The organism is Streptomyces sp. AB3(2024) (assembly GCF_041862025.1).
Taxonomy (GTDB): Bacteria; Actinomycetota; Actinomycetes; order Streptomycetales; family Streptomycetaceae; genus Streptomyces.
This window is the reverse complement of record NZ_JBGWAB010000072.1, coordinates 11,091-28,190: the sequence shown is the minus strand read 5'-3', so window position 1 is coordinate 28,190 and position 17,100 is coordinate 11,091. Positions and strand designations below refer to the sequence as shown.

Here is a 17,100-nt window from a genome sequence, read left to right as displayed (position 1 = left end):
CCCGTTCGATACTGGGGAGTTGGATCCAGCGGCGGCACAGCGAGGGGATTTCATGGACGAACCGGCCGAGATCGGGCGCAGGGTACAGCGGCTGCGCGCGGAACGCGGGCTGACCCAGCGGCAGTTGGCGCAGCCCGACTACACCCCCGCCTACGTGTCCACCCTGGAGGCGGGGAAGGTGCGGCCCTCGGAGACCGCCCTGCGCTTCCTCGCCGGACGGCTCGGGACCTCGTTCGAGGAGCTGGCCACGGGGCGGCCGCCCGGCCTGGCCACCGCGCTGCGCCTCGCCCTGACCGACGCCCAGAGCACCCTCGCCACCGGCACGGCGCGGGAGGCGGCCCCACAGTTCGGCCGGCTGCTCGCCGAGGCGGAGCGCCTGGGCCTCACCGACGAACGGGCCGAGGCGCTGCTCGGACTCGGCGAGTGCGCCCTGGAGTGCGGGGAGCTCACCGAGGCCGCCGGGCACTTCGAGGCGGCGGAAGCGCTGCTGTCCGGGGAGCCGCTGCCGCGGCGGGCGCGGGCCGTGCGCGGTCGCGCGGTCGTGCACCTGCTCGCCGGTGAACTGCGCTACGCCTGCTACCTGCTGGAGTCCGCGATCGACGCGCTGAACGCGGGCGGCCTCGGGGATCCGGAGGCGCTGGTGCTGCTCTACACCGCGGTGATCGGCCCGTACCTCGACATGGGCGCGCGGACCCGGGCGGCGCAGGCCGCCGAACTCGCCCTGGCGCTGGCCCCGCAGGTCGGGGACCCCGCGCTGGTGGCGGGGATGCACCGGCAGGTGGCGCGGACGTTCCTCGCCGACGGGCGCACGGCCGACGCCGACGCCGCGCTGGCCAGGGCCCAGGCGGTGTACCGGCAACTGCGGCTGCGCACGGACCTGGCGCACTGCCACTGGATGCGCGGCTACGTCCGGGCGCAGCACGGGGAGCTGGACGCGGCCGAGCGGGAGCTGCGGTGCGCGCGGGAGATGCTGACGGCCCGGCGGGCGGCGCTGTACACCGCGCAGGTGGAGGTGGAGCTGGCCGACGTGCTGCGGCGGCTCGGCCGGTACGACGAGGCGGTGGACCTGGTCTCGGGGCTGCTGGAACCGGACGCGGCCGGTGGGAGCGTGGCCGCGGCGGCAGTGCACGCGGGGGGCGCGCACCGGCTGCTCGGGCTGGTCGCGCAGGAGCGCGGGGAGACGGAGGCGGCCGAGGAGCACTACGTACGGGCGTTGTCGCTCCTGGAGCGCAGCGGGGCGGACGGCGATCTGGCGGACGTGTGCCGGCTGCTCGGTGACCTGCTGCGGCGGGCGGGCCGCACCGAGGCGGCGATGGACGCGTACCGCACCGGGCTCCGGCACCGTGCGGCGGCCCCGGGCACGACCACGCTGGGCCCGGCCCCGGCGACCCCGTACCCGGCTCCGGTCCGGGCCCGGTCCCCGCAGACGGGGCCGCTCCCGGCACCGCGGTGAGGGCGGTGCCGGGAGCGGCGGACCGGGGGGCCGTACGGCCGGGAGCGCGGCCGGGGTGGCCGACGGGTCAGTGGTTCTCGGTGGGCTGGAGGTCGTGCGGGATCAGCGCCCAGGTGGTGACCGCGGCGGCGACCGCCAGGGCTCCGGCCATCAGGAACGCCGGGGTGATCGCCAGGGTGTAGGCCTGCGAGGCCGCCTCCAGCAGGGCCTCTCCTACGGTTCCGCCCAGCTGCTGCGCGGTGTGCGCGGCCTCGCCCACGGAGTCCCGTACGGCGCTCGCGGCCGGGCCGTCCAGGTCGAGCACCGGCAGGTTGCCCCGGTAGAGGGCCGCGGCGGTGCTGCCGATGATGGCCACGCCCATCGCGGAACCCAGCTCGTAGCAGGTCTCCTCGATGGCGGCGGCGCTGGAGACCTCGTCGGCGGGCGAGGTGGACATCAGGGTCACGGAGGCCACGGTGGTCGCGATGCCCGCGCCCAGGCCTATGACCGTCAGTGCCACCGCGAAGGCCGGGTAGCCGAGGCCGGTGAACTGCTGGAGGGTCCAGGGCAGGGCCATGCCGGCCGCGAGGACCACCAGGCCGGCGCCGAGGACGTGCCGGATCGGGAAGCGCTGCATCAGCGTGGGCGCGACCATCGAGCCGCAGATCAGGGCAAGCGGGGCGGGCAGCAGGCGCATTCCGGCCTCCAGCGGGCTGTAGCCCTGGCCGTACTGGAACCACTGGGTGACGAGGAAGAGGATCGCGCCCATCCCCATCATCGGCAGGAAGATCGCGGTGGCGGCGACGCTGAAGGCGGGCTTGGCGAACAGCCGCACCTGGAGCAGCGGGTTGTCCACGCGCAGCTGGCGGCGGACGAACACGGTGAGCGCGACGAGGGCCACGGCCAGCAGGGCCCACGGCAGCGGGTCGCCCGCTCCGGCCTTGCCGAGCTCCTTGATGCCGCCCGCGAGGGCGAGCATGCCGACGATCGACTGGAAGACACCGGCCCAGTCCCAGCGGCCGGTGCTGCGCGGGTTGCGGGATTCGGGCAGGTAGCGCAGACCGGCCGCGACGATCACGGCGGCGACGGGGAGGTTGAGGAGGAAGGCGGAGTGCCAGCCGTAGTCCTCGACCAGGAGCCCGCCGACGACCGGGCCGAAGGCCATGCCGCCACCGAAGACGGCGGCCCACACGGCGAGCGCGAAGGCGCGCTCCTTGGCGTCGGTGAAGACGGTGCGCAGGATCGAGAGGGTGGACGGCATGATGGCCGCGCCACCGATGCCGAGCAGGGCGCGGGCCGCGATCAGGTGCCAGGCCTCGGTGGAGAACACCGCGATCAGCGAGGCCACGGAGAAGATCGCGAAGCCGGTCATCAGGAGCCGCTTGCGGCCCCAGCGGTCGCCGAGGGCGCCGGCGGTGACCAGCAGGCCCGACAGGGCGAGGGCGTAGACGTCGATGATCCACAGCTGCTGCACGGCTCCGGGCTGGAGGTCGGCGACGAGCGAGGGGAAGGCCACGTTGAGGATCGTGGTGTCCATCGAGATGAGCAGGAGGCTGCCGGAGAGGATCGCGAGGACGATCCAGCGGCGCGGGTCCCGCGTGGGGGTGTGCATGGGGTTCCGTTCTGGTCTGTGCACGGGTGTGCCGCCCGGGGCGGCGGATCAGGCGGTGGGGGCGGTCTGCGGCCAGGGGGGACGCGCTCCCCCGAGGAAGGACGTCAGGACGAGGCGGCCGATCTCGCGGCGGGCGAGGTGGCCGTCGCGCACGCCTTCGGCGGCGGCGTCGAGCAGGCCCCAGAGGGAGTACCAGATCCAGTACGGCGGCAGGTCGACGCGCAGCCGTCCGAGCCGCTGGCCCAGGGCGAGGAAGGCGAGGGCCCGCTGGTCCTGGCGCTCGATCCCGGCGCGGAACGCGGGGTCGGCGAGCACGGTGGCGTCGCGCGAGGTGAATCCGTACAGGTGGGCGGCGGGGAGCAGGGCGACGACCAGTTCCTCCAGCGCAGCGTCGAAGGAGGCGCCGTCGGCGGTCTCCGCGTGCAGGTCGGCGGGGGCGAGGCAGCCGTCGACCACCTCGATCGACCGGGCGGCGACCGCCTTGATCAGCGCCTCGCGCGTGGCGTAGCGGCGGCCGAGCGTGGCGCGGCTGGTGCCGACGCCGGCGGCGATCTGCACCATCGAGGCGCTGTGATCGCTCGCGAGGACGCGCGCCACGGCGTCGAGCAGTTCTTCTTCACGCATAGGGATGAGCCTCCTTCGCCTCGTACGATACATATTTGTCTCACACGATGCAAAGAAGACTCAACTGATAGGGAATCGTCTCCCCCTCATCTAGCCGAGGGGCCTCACCTCACCGAGCGGTGGGCGCCGCGCACATACGGTTCGACCGCCCGGGTTTCGCCGGGGCCGCGTCGGGCAGAAGGCGTGTGCCGCCCCGCGCATTCGCGGGGCGGACCAGGTTCGGGTGTCAGTCCTCGGCCGCGGTACGGGCGCGGGCTCCCGTACGGGTCCGGCCGGCGGTGGTGGCCCGCCGCGGGTGGCGCCGGAGGTACTCCTCCTCCAGCTCCTTCAGCCGCTGGGTGTGCGTGGCCAGCGCGTCGTCCGACCCGTGCAGCAGGGTCTCGTGGCGCGTGCGGTGGATGGTCTCCAGCTCCTTGAGCAGCCGGCCGTCCTCCAGCTCGCCCGCCGCCGTTCCACGGGCCGTGTGCTCCGCCATGGCAACCGCCTTCCACGTCGCCCCCACGTTCCACGGTAAGGGGACCGCACGGTCACGGCGGCCCGGGGACGGGAGCGCGCAGGGCGCAGCGGACCGACCAGGTCACCGAGACCAGCGGGACGGCGACCACCGCCCCGACCACTCCGGCCGCGATGGCGCCCGCGACCACCGAGACCGCGACCACCAGGGGGTGCAGCCGTACCGCCCAGCTCATCACGAGCGGGTGCAGCAGGTGCCCCTCGATCTGGCCGATGACCACGATCAGCGCGACCACGATGGCCGCGGTCACCGGCCCCTTCGCCGCGAGGGCCACCACGGCGGCCACGGCGAGGGCGACGGGCGAGCCGATGAGCGGCACGAAGGCGGCGACGAACTCCAGCAGGGCAAGCGGGACGGCCAGCGGGACTCCGAGGAGGGTGAGGGCCACCCCGACGAGGAGGGCGTTCGTGGCCGCGACGAGCACGATCCCGTGGGTGTATCCGGTGAAGGTGCGCCAGGCCGCGCGCCCGCCGATGGCCACCCGCCCGCGCGTCCGTTGCGGGAGCTGCTCGCAGAACCACTCCCACTGTCGGCCGCCGCCGTGCAGGAAGAACACCGAGGAGAACACCGCGAGCGCCAGCATGGTGAACACCTGGACGAGTTGCCCGGCCCCGGTGACGGCCGTGTTGAGCAGCGTGGAGCGGTGGCTGGAGAGGTAGGAGCCGATCTTCGACTGGAGGTCGGACAGGGCGTGCGGGTCCAGCCGGAAGGGCGGCCGGGCCAGCCAGCGTTCGATGCTGGTCAGGCCCTCGCGGAACTCCCTGCCCAGGGTCCCGCTCTCCCCCGCCACTGCCTCGCCGACCAGCGCGAGCACGCCCATCAGCAGCACGGCGCTGCCGACCAGGCTCACCGCGACCGCGACGGAGCGGGGCATCCGGCGGGCCAGGATCCGGGTGGGCGGGCCCAGCAGGGACGTGATGACCAGGCCGAGGAAGAGGGCCACGGTGATCTCGTGGAAGCGGCCCAGGACGACGAAGACCGCGTACACGGCGGCGCCCACGACCAGCAGGCGCCACGCGTAGGACGCGGCCGTGCGCAGGAACGGGGACACCGGCGGCATGCAGCATGGGTGCCACCGCGGGAGGCCGATGCCACGCGCCGGGCCGCGTATTCGCCCGTCCGGGGAGAAAATGCGTTGCCGTGGCAGCGGGGCCCGCGCACGATGGCCCGTCGTGAGTGGATCCCGATTGTCCTCCGTACTGCCCGATCTGTCCCCGTGGCGCTCCAGCCGTGACTTCCGACTGCTCTTCTTCCAGGGGACGGTCACCTTCTTCGGCTCGTTCATGGCGATGATCGCCCTGCCGCTGCAGATCAAACACCTGACGGATTCGCCGCTGGCGGTCGGTGCCATGGGCGCGGTGGAGCTGGTACCGCTGCTGGTCTGCGGGCTCTACGGAGGCGCCCTCGCCGACGCCGTCGACCGGCGGCGGCTGATCCTGCTGACCGAGGCCGGGCTCGGGGTCCTCGCCCTGGTGCTGCTGGTGAACGCCCTGTTGCCGCAGCCACTGCTGTGGCCGCTGTACGTGGTCGCGGCCGGGGTGTCCGCGCTGACCGGGCTGCAACGGCCCGCGCTGGACTCGCTGATGGCGCGGATCGTGCCGCACGACCAGCTGAGCGCCGCGGCCGCGCTCAACGGGCTGCGCTACCAGTTCGGGGCGATCGCCGGCCCGGCGCTGGCCGGCGTGGTCGTCGCGTACGCCGGGTACGCGCCCGCGTACTGCGTCACCGTCGTGGGGTTCCTCGTCTCGGTGCTCCTGTGTACGCGGCTCAGCCCGGCGCCCCCGGTCGGCGACGGGGCGCGCCCCTCGTTGCGGGGGATCGCCGAGGGCGCCCGGTACGCGTGGAGCCGGCCGGTGCTGCTGGGCACGTACGCCGTCGACCTGGCGGCGATGTTCTTCGCGTTCCCGAACGCGATCCTGCCCTTCCTCGCCGACGAGCTCGACGCGGTGTGGGCCCTCGGCCTGATGTACGCGGCGGGCGCGGTGGGCTCCCTGGTGCTGGGGCTGACCAGCGGTTGGGTGTCGCGGGTGCGGCGGCACGGGCTGCTGGTGGTCTGCGGGGCGGCCGTGTGGGGTCTGGCGATCGCGGCGGCGGGCTGGTCCTCCGGGATCTGGCTCGTCCTGCCGTGCCTGGCGGTGGCCGGTGCGGGCGACATGCTGAGCGGTCTGGGGCGGGCCACGATCTGGAACCAGACGATCCCGGAGGAACTGCGCGGGCGGCTGGCGGGCATCGAGGTGCTCTCGTACAGCTGCGGTCCGCAGCTCGGCCAGGTCCGGGCGGGCACGATGGCCGGATGGACCGGTACCCGTCCGGCGTTCTGGAGCGGCGGACTCGCCTGCGTGGCCTCGGTGGCACTGCTGGCCGCGCTGCTTCCGAAGCTGATCTCCTACGACGCCGACACCGACGAGGACGCGGCCCTGCGCCGGGCCGCCCGGGAGGCGGACCAGGCCGGTCCGCCGCCGCGGCAGGGGGCCGCCGCGGCCTGAGGGGCCGTGGGGCCCGAACGGCGGTCCTCACTGTGCGCGGCCCGGCCGGGGCCGGGAGGGTGACGGCATGGGCGCATGGTGGTACCGCAACATCCTGGAGCCGGGCAAACTGCCGCTGCTCCTCGCGCTGTCCGCGTTCGTGGTCACCTTCGCCGTCACCCGGGTCATCACCCGGATGATCCGGGCCGGGAAGGGCCCGTTCCGCAATGTCACGCCGGGTGGACTGCACGTGCACCACGCCGTGCCCGGGGTGGTGTTGATGACCGTGGGCGGGTTCACGGCGATCGCGGGGGGCCGCACGGGGTGGGGCGCCTGCATCGCGGCCGTGCTGTTCGGCATGGGTACCGGACTGGTGCTGGACGAGTTCGCGCTGATCCTGCACCTGAGCGACGTCTACTGGAGCAAGGAGGGGACCATCAGCGTCGAGGTGGTCATCCTGACCTCAGCGCTCGCGGCCCTGCTGCTGTGCGGGTTCCTGCCGCTCGGGGTGGACGGGCTGACGCCGGACGAGGAGCACAACCGGCTGACCGCGGTCGGGACGGTGGTGTTCAACCTGCTGCTGGCCGTCGTCGCCCTGTTCAAGGGGAAGCCGCGGATGGCCGTGCTCGGGGCGATCGTCCCGATGATCGCGCTCGTCGCCGCGGTGCGCCTGGCCCGGCCGGTGTCCCCGTGGGCGCGCAGGTTCTACCGGCGGCGGCCGAGGGCGCGGGCGCGGTCCCTCAAGCGCGCCTACCACCACGACCGGCGCTGGAGCGGGCTGCGGCGCCGGGTCGACTACCTGATCGGCGGCGCGCCCAGCCGGTGAGGACGGCAGTGGCTCCCCGGACGGCGCCGCCCGGGGAGCCGGGGGACGCTCAGGCCTCGGCGGGCACGGCCGGGGCGGCTTCGAGCTGCCAGGCGTGGCGCTTGAACTCGCGGCGGAAGTCGGCGTGGTCCTCCCACTGGCGGGCGATTCCGCGCAGCACGTCCCAGTGGTGTTCCACCGACTGGTCGATGACGTTGCGCATCCGCTGGTCGGCGGTCTGCCGCTGCTCGAAGAGCCCCTTCACCGCCGAAGCCTCCAGCACGCTGTTGCGCAGCGCGCGCAGGGCCCGGGAGGTGTCGTCCATCGCGAAACCGCGCTCACTTCCGGTCTCCGCGTCGAACAGCGGGGTCAGCCGCGCCTCGATGAACGCGGTGATCCGCTCGAAGTGCTGCACGTCCATCAGGGGTCTCCCTTTCCCGCCGTGCGCGCGCCCGGGGCGCGGCACGGCCCTTCGAAACTGCTCGGGGCCGAGCTCCGTTGCAGGATACGAGGTCCGCCCGACCGGCCTGCCACAGGTCCGCTTCCGGCGGAAAGGGACATACTGCTGCCGTGAACGACACGGTCGGTGCGGGACGGCACCGCGGGCGCCCACGACGGCGCCGGTGGATCGGGGCTGCGGTGGCGGTGGCCGTCGCGGGGGTTCTGGTGACGGGTGCGCTCGTCGGGGACGACGCGTTCTCGGACACGGGTGACACCGTACGGCTGGACGAGGGCGGGGGGCGGGCGCGGGGCGCGCCCGTGGACGCCCTGACCCAACTGCCCACGGGCCCCGCGCCGGAGCTGAGGATCGCCGCGACGATCCCGGAGGACGGCAGCAAGGTGCTGGTGACCACCCTCGCGGGGAAGAAGTCGGGGTTCACGGGCAAGGTGTGGCTGTGGCTGCCGCCGCAGTACAAGGAGGCCCGGTACGCGCACAGCGGCTTCCCGGTGATGATCGCGCTGCCGGGCGGGCCGGGTTTCCCCGTCAACTACTGGATGGACCGGAACCTCAAGCTGGAGGCGAGCATCTCCGCGTGGTCCAGGGACGGCAGCAGTCTTCCGTTCATCCTGGCCATGCCGGTGCTCAACCCCCGGACGGACGGGAAGGAAGGCCTCTACTGGGACGGGAGCGACATCCCGGGGCAGCCGAAGATGGGGACCTGGCTGACCGAGGACGTGCCCGATCTGGTGCGGTCGGCCTTCCGGACCATCAAGTCCCGTGACGGATGGGCCTTCATGGGGAGCTCGACCGGCGGCTTCGCGGGGCTCAAGGCGGTACTGCAGAAGCCGGACCGGTTCAAGGCCGTGATCGCCGGGGGTCCCGACATCCTGCCCGACTCCCGGCTGTGGCGCGGGTATCCCCGGGAGAAGCTGGAGAACAGCCCGCCGGAGCTGGCACGGCGGCTCATCGACCGCAACGGGCCCGAGGTCTACCTCGCCTTCCAGGTCGGTACCAAGGGCAGCGACGTGCGCTGCCGGCCGCAGGTCGAGAACTTCATCCGGCAGTACGGGACCGGCCCCGTGAAGACGAGGTTCCACGTCGACGAGGGCGGCGGGCACAACGCGCGCACGTACGTCCCCGGCATGCACGACGGGGCGCTGATCCAGTGGGTCAGCGCGCACATGCGCGGTCCGGTCCCCGGCGGCTGACGCGCGGCGGCGGGCGAAACCCGTGGCAGCGGGGGTCCGGTCCGGGGTTCAATGCGGCCATGGAGAACCTGGTCGCCCCGGTCTGGGAGGCACTGCCCGAGGACGTACGCGCGCACGTGGACGCCCTGTTGCTGCTGGACCGCCGCATCATGGCGGTGAAGGCCGTCCGTGACGCCTCCCCGGAGCCCGCGCCGGGCATCCGGGCGTGCGTCGACATGCTGGAGGAGCGGCGTACGGCGCTCATCGCCCGGGGTACGGCGCCGGCGGGGTGACGGCCAGGACCGGCGGGGCCGGAGAGGCGTGGCGGTGGCCGCAGGGCTCGAAGACCAGGAGCACTGGCTCGCCCGGGCGTTGGCGCCAGGAGATCCGCTCCGGGACGCCGGTACACACCGGGCAGGAGGGCAGCGGGCCCGGCCGCCCCGCCCGGAACTCGGGCGCGAGCACACGCGTCGGCGGCGGCACGGTCTGCGGATCACGCACGGCGGCTCCCTGGTCGGGTGGTCTCACTCCCCGCACTGTGCCATGACCGGCGTCCGCCGCGCACGGGCGAATCCTCCAGTGTTCCGGCTGGTCAGGGGGAGGTCCGCCGGTCCGCACCGGGTGCTCTGCGGACACTTGGTGATCAAGCGGGCTTCCGTTCGGCCTCGACCAGTCCGGATTCGTAGGCGGCGATGACCGCCTGGGCCCGGTCGCGGACGCCGAGCTTGCCGAAGACGCCGGTGATGTGGTTCTTGACCGTGGAGACACTGATGTCCAGCTCCGCGGCGATCTCGGCGTTGTCGAAGCCGCCGGCCAGCAGCCGCCAGATCTCCAGCTCGCGCGGGGTGAGTCCGGTGGGCGACGCGGGGACGGCGGGCCGGGGTTCGCGCGGGGAGGCTCGTACGTAGGTGGAGATCAGCCGGGTCAGCAGGCGGGGCGCGACGGCGGCCTCTCCGGCGTGCACCGTGCGGACGGCCGCGATCAGTTCCTCGGGGGAGACGTCCTTGGGCAGGAAGCCGTAGGCGCCCGCGCGCAGGGCGGCGACCACGTACTCGTCCATGTCGAAGGTGCTCAGGGCCAGCACCCGGGACCCGGGCCGGGTGCGGGACAGTTCGCCGGTGGCCCGGACCCCGTCGAGCACGGGCATCCGGATGTCCATGACCACCACGTCGGGGCTCAGCCGGCCGGCCAGTTCCACGGCCTCCGCCCCGTCGCCGGCCTCGCCGACCACCTCGACGTCCGGGTGGGGGGCCAGGATCAGGGCCAGGCCGCGCCGGACCAGCGGCTGATCGTCGGCTATGAGCACACGGATCATCGGCGGGCTTCCTCTCCCTCGGGGGCGCCGGCGCCCGGTGCCACCGGGAGGCGGGCCGCGACCCGGAACCCGCCCGCGTCGAGCGGGGCGGCCTCCAGGGTGCCGCCCTGCAGGGCGACGCGTTCACGCATTCCGATCAGACCGTACCCGCCGCGGCCGGGCGGCCGTACGGGGGCCGCTCCGGTTCCGGATCCGCTGCCCGGCCCGTCGTCGCTCACCTCCACGGTCACCTCGTCCGGGCGGTACGTCAGCCGTACGTGGGCCCGCGCGTCCCCGGCGTGCTTGCGGGCGTTGGTCAGGGCCTCCTGCACCACCCGGAACGCCGTCAGGCCGACGGTGGGCGGGAGCGGGCGGACCGTGCCGCGTACGGTGAACTCCGTCTCCATCCCGGCGAGCCGGGACTCGGCGACGATCCGGTCCAGGTCCCCGGCGCCGGGCTGCGGGGCGGGCGGGACCGTCTCCGGCTCGTCGCCGGCCCGCAGCACGTCCAGCAGCTGCCGCATCTCCGCGAGCGCCATCCGGCCGGAGCCCTCCAGGGTCACCAGGGCCTCACGGGCGGCTTCCGGGTCGTGCGCCAGGTTGGCCCGGGCCCCGCCCGCCATCAGCTGCATGGTGGTGATGTGGTGGGCCACGATGTCGTGCAGCTCCCGGGCGATCCGGCGGCGTTCCTCGGCCACCGCGCGGTCGGCGAGCAGGATCCGGTTGGCCTCCATCTCCCGCTGCCGGCGCTTGACCAGGAATCCGGTGACGACGACAAGGAGGGTGGCCGCCACGTTGGAGAGTACGCCGAAGCCCGGCTCGAACGGCAGGCCGCCCTGGCCCAGGCTGCTCAACGGCGCCGTCAGGAGGGCGGCCACGGCCACCACCGCGGAGCGGCGGGCCACGGCGACCGAGTACAGGGCGACGGCCGGGGCGAGACCGAAGTGCGGGGAGACCGTGGCGGTCAGGTTCACCGCCACGCCCAGGACCATCACCACCGCCAGCGTCGCCACCGGGTGACGGCGCCGGGCGACCAGGGACAGTCCCGCGGCCACCACCAGGGCCCCGGCGGTGACCTCCAGCGCGGCGCCCTCGAACTGGGTGTCGAAGCCGAAGCCCGTGAGGTCCACGGCCGCCGCGCCGACGGCCACCAGTGCGTCGTTGCGCGTCCACGTCAGCCGGTCGGCGCGGGTCGTGCTCATCGGTGTCGATCCTCCCCCACGGACCGCCGTCCCGGCAGCCCTCGTCGGTCCATTCTCACACCGGCCCACACCCCGGTCGCCGTCCCCGGGGACCGCTTCGGACCAGGACCCGAGTCCTGGTCCGGGCCCGTCCCCGGACCCTGGTACCGGCCGGGAACTCCTCCTTGACCAGGACGTTTTCCCGCCCGGCCGGTGATGGTCTGGATACGTGCCGGGGACCCGGCGCAGTCGCAACGGACCGACCGGAGGAGAACAGTGATCCGCGCCCTGACGGGATGCTCGACGAGGAACGCGTGGAAGGTGATCGCCCTGTGGGCGGTGCTGGGCATCGGGCTGACCATCCTGGGCCAGGTGTTCGTCTTCCGCGCCACCCAGCCCGGCAACGACGGCTTCCTGCCCGCCACCTACGATTCGGCGGCTGCGCTGCGGATCTCCGAGGAGCACTTCGGCGCACGGCCGGACAGCGATCCGGTGACCGTGCTGGTGGCCCGTACGGACGGCGGCGCACTCGGCGCCGCCGACGAACGCAGGATCGAGGAGGTGTCGGCGCGCCTGGCGGGGCGGAAGATCGTCATGCCGAGGAGCAAGGACGACCCGCCCTTCACGCAGGACCACTCCCAGGTCCCCCGGTTCGGCGCCGGGATGACGGCCCCGGACCGCTCCTTCCGGCTGCTGTCCGCGGGGCTGAAGGGCAATCCGCAGGACCCGGGGGTGCAGGCCACCTACCGGGAGTTCCGGGAGCAGACCCGGACGGCGTTCCGCGAGGCGGGCATGCGCACGGGGTTCACGGGCGGGCTGGCCGCGACGGTGGACACCGCCGACGCGGAGGAGACCCGGTCGAAGGTGGTCGGCGCGGTGGTCATGGGCCTGATCGTGCTGCTCCACGTACTGGTCTTCCGCAGTGTGCTCGCGGCCCTGCTGCCGCTGCTCGCGATGGCGGTGATCGGGGGCGGGGCGGCCGGGGCGGTGATCCTGGCGTCGATGGCGACCGGCATCCGGCTGGCCCCCTCCACCCCCGGGCTGATCAACGTGGTGCTCATGGGCATCGGCATCGACTACTTCCTCTTCCTGCTGTTCCGCTTCCGCGAACGGCTGCGGCTCCACCCCCGTGAGACGGGCCGGGAGGCCGCCGCGGAGGTCGCGGGCCGGGTGGGGACGGCCGTCACCTCCGCCGCGCTGACGATCGTCGCCGCGTTCGCCACGCTCGGGATCGCCTCCTTCGGCCAGTTCCGGGTGCTGGGCCCGGCGATCGCGCTGTCCGTGCTGGTGATGCTGCTGGGCAGTCTGACGCTGATGCCGGCGCTGCTGGCCGTGAGCGGCCGGAGGATGTTCTGGCCGTCACGCGCCCTGGAGCACGGGCCGCGCGAGGGCCTGGCGGGGCGGCTCGGGGCGATGACGGCCCGGCGTCCGGTGGCGCTGGTCCTCGCCTCGGTGGTGCTGCTCGGCGCGCTGACGGCGGGTCTGGCCGGCATCCGCGTGGACTACGGGCAGTCCGGCGGGGACGGGGAGCGGACCGGCGCCGTGCTGACGGCCGCGGAGATCTCCCGCTCGCTGCCCGCCGGGGTCTCGGACCCGACGAGCGTGCTCGTCGCCTCCCGGGACGGCGCTCCGCTCGGCGCGGAGCGGGTGGCCGGGCTGGCCGGGGCGCTCGCCCGGGTGCCGGGAGTGGGCCGGGTGGCGCCGACCGTGCTCAGCGAGGACGGGAAGGCGGCCCGCATCGACCTGCTGCTGGCGGTGGAGTCCGGCGGGCAGGAAGCCCGCGACCTCGTCTCGGGGCCGGTCCGCAAGACGGTCCGTGCGAACCTGCCCGCCGGGACCGAGGCCCACGTCGGCGGAACGGCGTCGGTGTTCGCGGACATCGCGGTGGCGGTCGACGAGGACCTGAAGGTCATCTTCCCGGTGGCCGCGGTGCTGATCGCCGTCATCCTGCTGGTCCTGCTGCGGAGCGTGCTCGCCCCGCTGGTGCTGATGCTCGCGGTCGGACTGGGCTTCGCGGCCACGCTGGGGGCCTCGACGCTGGTCTTCCAGCACGGGCTGGGGCGGCCCGGCGTGGACTTCACGCTCCCGCTGGTGCTGTTCCTGTTCGTGGTGGCGCTGGGCACCGACTACAACATCCTGATCAGCGACCGGATCCGGGAGGAGATGGAGCGGCCCGGACCGGCCCGGGCGGCGGTGGCCCGCGCCGTACGGCACACCGCGCCGGCTATCGCGTCCGCCGGGCTGGTGCTCGCCGCGTCCTTCGGGAGCCTGGCCGTCAGCCCGCATCCCGGTACGCAGCAGACCGGTTTCGCGACGGCGGTCGGGATCCTGCTCTCCGCCTTCGTCCTGTCGATCGTGCTCGTGCCCGCGCTGGCCGCGCTCCTGGGCCGGTCGCTGTGGTGGCCGCTGCGACCGCGGCCCCACGGGGGTGAGCACCGGGCGGCCCGGCCGGAGGCAGAGCGGGTGCCGGTGGGCTGAACCGGCCGCACCGGGAACGCCGCGGCGCGCGCCCCCACGACCGCCCCCCCCGCCGCGGCGTACGGAGGTCCGGGCGGCGGGACCCGGTCAGGCGAGCCGGTCCACCTCGGGGTGGTCCTTCAGCCAGGCGCGCACGGCCTGCTGCTCCTGACCCTTGCCGGTCTCCTGGATCTTCGCCTCCAGGCCGGTGAGCTGGGCCTCGGTGAGCTTGAAGGAGCGCAGCCACTCGGCCACCTTCGGCTCGTCGTCGGAGAAGCCCTTGCGCGCCAGGGTGTGGATGCCGTCACCCTTGCCCCAGGCGCCCTTGGGGTCCTCCAGCTTGGTGAGCCGGTACGAGGAGTAGGCCCAGTGCGGGGACCAGAGGACGACCGCGACGGGCTCCTTCTTCTCGTAGGCCCGCTTCAGCTCGGCGAGCATGCCCGGGGTGGATCCGTCGACGACCTCGTACTCGCCGTCGAGGCCGTACTCCCCCAGCACCTTGTCCTTGAGGATGGACATCGCGCCGGCGCTCGGCTCGATGCCGATGATCCGGCCCTTGAACTCGCCGGACCTGCCCTTGAGGTCGGCCAGCGAGCGGACGTCCTTCATGTACGAGGGGACGGCCAGCTCCAGCGAGGTGGGTCCGTACCAGGAGCCGAGGTCCTCCAGCTTGTTCCCGTACTTCTGCCAGTACTGGGCGTGCGTGACGGGCAGCCAGGAGTCGGTCTGGAAATCGATCTGGCCGCCGGCGAGGCCGGTGTAGAGCGCGCCGGCCTCCAGCTGGCGGGCGTCGACCTTGAAGCCGCGGCGCTCCAGCAGCTCCTTCCAGAGGAAGGTCGAGGCGATGCCCTCGTCCCAGGGGATGTAGCCGAGCGAGACCTTGCGGCCCTTGCCGATGTCGGCGGCGCCGGCCGGGCCGGGCTCCTCGTGGGCGCCGAAGGTGCTCATGCCGCCGGCCACGAGGGCCAGGACGACGGCGCCGGTGACGGCGTACGCGGGCTGCGGCCGGTAGCTCCAGAGCCGGGCCGCGCCGCTCGCGGCCGACCGGGTCTTCTCCAGGGCGCGGCGGCCGAGCAGGGAGACCTGGCGGCCCAGCGCGCCGGTCATCCGGTCCAGGTACATGGCGAGGATGACGATGGAGACGCCCGCCTCGAAGCCGAGGCCGATGTCGACGTTGCCGATGGCGCGGTAGACGGCGCCGCCGAGTCCGCCGCCGCCGACCATGCCGGCGATGACGACCATGGACAGGCCGAGCATGATGACCTGGTTGACGCCCGCCATGATCGTGGGCAGGGCCAGCGGGAGCTGGACGCGCACGAGGGTGTCGCGCGGGGTGGTGCCGAAGGCCTCGGCGGCCTCGACCAGTTCGGCGTCGACCTGGCGGATGCCGAGCTCGGTCATCCGTACGCCCGGCGGCAGCGAGAAGATGATCGTGGCGATGATGCCGGGAACCACGCCCACGCCGAAGAAGATGATGCCGGGGATCAGGTAGACCATGGCGGGCATGGTCTGCATGAAGTCCAGGACGGGCCGCAGGGTGGCGCTGACCCGGTCCGAGCGGGAGGCCCAGACGCCGAGCGGCAGGGCGAACACGAGCGTGACGAGGGTCGCCACGAGGACCAGCGACAGCGTGGACATGGCTTCGTCCCACAGCGCCACCGAGTCCACGAGCGCGAACGCGGCGAAGGCCAGCAGGCCGGCGAGCAGCCCGCGCAGCCACCAGGCGGCGACCGCGAGGATGCCCGCGAAGAGCAGCGGGGCGGGTGCGGAGAGCACCGCGTCGATGCCGTCGTAGAGGCCGGTCACGACGGTGCTGATGGCGTCGAAGAGCCAGGACAGGTGGCGCTGGAGGAAGTCGACGGTGCTGTCGGCCCAGGCGCCGAGGTGCAGGCGGGGCATCAGGCGGCCACCTCCGCGCAGGCGCAGGCCATCGGGGGCCGCTGCTCGTCACCGATGAAGGCGATGAGCCGGTCCTGCGGGACGGAGCCGACGACGGCCCCCTCCGCGTCGGTGACGTTCACCGCGTGCGGGACCCGGGCGCTGACGGCGCACAGGTCGGCCAGCGGGGTGTCGGCGCTGACGGTGGGGCAGGTGCAGCCGTCCGCGCCGTCGGGGACCTCCTCGGGGGCCTCGTCCATGACGGCGTCGGCGGTGAGTACGCGCGAGCGGTCGACGTCCTGCACGAAGGAGGCGACGTAGTCGTCGGCGGGACGGGTGAGGATGTCCTCGGCCGTGCCCTGCTGGACGATGCGGCCGTCGCGCATGACGGCGATGGAGTCGCCGAGTCTCATGGCCTCGTTGAGGTCGTGGGTGATGAAGACGATGGTCTTCTTCAGCGTCCGCTGGAGTTCGAGGAGCTGGTCCTGCATGTCGCGGCGGATCAGCGGGTCGAGGGCGCTGAAGGACTCGTCCATCAGGAGCAGGTCGGCGTCGGTGGCCAGGGCGCGGGCGAGGCCGACGCGCTGCTGCATGCCGCCGGAGAGCTCGTCGGGCCAGGACTTCTCCCAGCCGCCGAGCCCGCACAGCGTCAGCGCCTCGGCGGCGCGCCGTTCGCGCTCGGCCCGGGGGACGCCCTGGACCTCCAGACCGTAGGCGGCGTTCGCCAGCACGTCGCGGTGGGGGAACAGCGCGAAGTGCTGGAACACCATGGAGATCCTGGTGGAGCGTACGTGGCGCATCTCACGCGCCCCGAGCGCGGTGAGGTCCTCGCCGTCGAAGAGGATGCGGCCCGCCGTGGGCTCCAGCAGACCGTTGAGCATCCGCAGGAGGGTGGACTTCCCGGAGCCGGAGAGCCCCATGACGACGAAGATCTCGCCGGGCTCGACGCGGAAGGAGGCGTCGATGACGGCCGCCGTCGTGCCGTCGGCGCGCAGCTCGTCGCGGTCGGCGCCGCGTTCGAGGGCCCGGACGGCGGCCGTCCTGTCGCCGGGTCGCCTTGCGAACACCTTGTAGACGTGTTCGGCCTGGAGCGTGGACACATGCACCTCGTGGGTCGTACCGGGTCCGGCGCACCGCTGGCGGCGGTGGCCGGGGAGCGGGGCGGGATCGGCCCGATCGGCCCGCGCCCGCGGCCCGATCGGCCGGAGG

At 73.7% G+C, this 17,100-nt stretch carries 15 protein-coding genes; 6 read left to right on the top strand and 9 right to left on the bottom strand.

Annotation, left to right across the window (positions count from 1 at the left end):
- Positions 1-52 precede the first annotated feature (52 nt).
- Positions 53-1,453, top strand: a complete 1,401-nt coding sequence (locus tag ACEPPI_RS25070) for a tetratricopeptide repeat protein (RefSeq protein WP_373917519.1) — start codon at positions 53-55, stop codon at positions 1,451-1,453.
- 67 nt (positions 1,454-1,520) lie between these two features.
- Here ACEPPI_RS25070 and ACEPPI_RS25065 read toward each other — a convergent pair whose 3' ends face one another.
- The 4 genes from ACEPPI_RS25065 to ACEPPI_RS25050 form a co-directional block, all read right to left on the bottom strand.
- Positions 1,521-3,044, bottom strand: a complete 1,524-nt coding sequence (locus ACEPPI_RS25065; RefSeq protein ID WP_373917518.1) for an MFS transporter — start codon at positions 3,042-3,044, stop codon at positions 1,521-1,523.
- Between the two features lie 48 nt (positions 3,045-3,092).
- Entirely contained in the window at positions 3,093-3,668 is a 576-nt protein-coding gene (locus ACEPPI_RS25060; RefSeq protein ID WP_373917517.1) for a TetR/AcrR family transcriptional regulator, read from the bottom strand.
- Positions 3,669-3,894: 226 nt separating this feature from the next.
- A complete protein-coding gene (locus ACEPPI_RS25055; protein ID WP_373917516.1) occupies positions 3,895-4,143 on the bottom strand; it encodes a DUF6158 family protein in 249 nt (82 codons plus the stop codon).
- 52 nt (positions 4,144-4,195) lie between these two features.
- Positions 4,196-5,242, bottom strand: a complete 1,047-nt coding sequence (locus ACEPPI_RS25050) for an AI-2E family transporter (RefSeq protein WP_373917515.1) — start codon at positions 5,240-5,242, stop codon at positions 4,196-4,198.
- A gap of 70 nt (positions 5,243-5,312) precedes the next feature.
- On the opposite strand from ACEPPI_RS25050, the gene ACEPPI_RS25045 reads away from it, so the two are divergent.
- Entirely contained in the window at positions 5,313-6,668 is a 1,356-nt protein-coding gene (locus tag ACEPPI_RS25045; RefSeq protein ID WP_373917514.1) for an MFS transporter, read from the top strand.
- A 67-nt stretch (positions 6,669-6,735) separates the two neighbouring features.
- Complete coding sequence (locus ACEPPI_RS25040; protein ID WP_373917513.1) at positions 6,736-7,473, top strand: hypothetical protein; 738 nt, start codon at positions 6,736-6,738, stop codon at positions 7,471-7,473.
- Between the two features lie 49 nt (positions 7,474-7,522).
- On the opposite strand, the gene ACEPPI_RS25035 is transcribed toward ACEPPI_RS25040, so the two are convergent.
- Entirely contained in the window at positions 7,523-7,873 is a 351-nt protein-coding gene (locus ACEPPI_RS25035; protein ID WP_373917512.1) for a hypothetical protein, read from the bottom strand.
- Between the two features lie 149 nt (positions 7,874-8,022).
- Between ACEPPI_RS25035 and ACEPPI_RS25030 the strand changes: the two genes are divergently transcribed.
- Both ACEPPI_RS25030 and ACEPPI_RS25025 read left to right on the top strand, forming a co-directional pair.
- Positions 8,023-9,102 (top strand): alpha/beta hydrolase, encoded by a 1,080-nt coding sequence (locus tag ACEPPI_RS25030; protein ID WP_373917511.1) that lies wholly within the window; start codon positions 8,023-8,025, stop codon positions 9,100-9,102.
- Positions 9,103-9,161: 59 nt separating this feature from the next.
- On the top strand, positions 9,162-9,374 hold the full coding sequence (locus tag ACEPPI_RS25025) for a hypothetical protein (protein WP_373917510.1): 213 nt from the start codon (positions 9,162-9,164) through the stop codon (positions 9,372-9,374).
- Positions 9,375-9,724: 350 nt separating this feature from the next.
- Here ACEPPI_RS25025 and ACEPPI_RS25020 read toward each other — a convergent pair whose 3' ends face one another.
- Both ACEPPI_RS25020 and ACEPPI_RS25015 read right to left on the bottom strand, forming a co-directional pair.
- Positions 9,725-10,396, bottom strand: a complete 672-nt coding sequence (locus ACEPPI_RS25020; RefSeq protein ID WP_373917508.1) for a response regulator — start codon at positions 10,394-10,396, stop codon at positions 9,725-9,727.
- Positions 10,393-11,577, bottom strand: a complete 1,185-nt coding sequence (locus tag ACEPPI_RS25015; RefSeq protein ID WP_373917507.1) for a sensor histidine kinase — start codon at positions 11,575-11,577, stop codon at positions 10,393-10,395. The genes ACEPPI_RS25020 and ACEPPI_RS25015 overlap by 4 nt, the downstream gene beginning before the upstream one ends.
- Before the next feature lie 255 nt (positions 11,578-11,832).
- Here ACEPPI_RS25015 and ACEPPI_RS25010 point away from each other — a divergent pair, with 255 nt between their 5' ends.
- Positions 11,833-14,034 (top strand): MMPL family transporter, encoded by a 2,202-nt coding sequence (locus ACEPPI_RS25010; RefSeq protein WP_373917506.1) that lies wholly within the window; start codon positions 11,833-11,835, stop codon positions 14,032-14,034.
- An 87-nt stretch (positions 14,035-14,121) separates the two neighbouring features.
- On the opposite strand, the gene ACEPPI_RS25005 is transcribed toward ACEPPI_RS25010, so the two are convergent.
- The gene (locus ACEPPI_RS25005) at positions 14,122-15,912 is read right to left on the bottom strand and encodes an ABC transporter permease/substrate binding protein (RefSeq protein WP_373917505.1); all 1,791 of its coding nucleotides are present in this window, start codon (positions 15,910-15,912) and stop codon (positions 14,122-14,124) included.
- Entirely contained in the window at positions 15,912-16,991 is a 1,080-nt protein-coding gene (locus ACEPPI_RS25000) for a glycine betaine/L-proline ABC transporter ATP-binding protein (protein WP_373917504.1), read from the bottom strand. Before ACEPPI_RS25000 ends, ACEPPI_RS25005 begins: the two co-directional genes overlap by 1 nt.
- Positions 16,992-17,100: the final 109 nt, after the last annotated feature.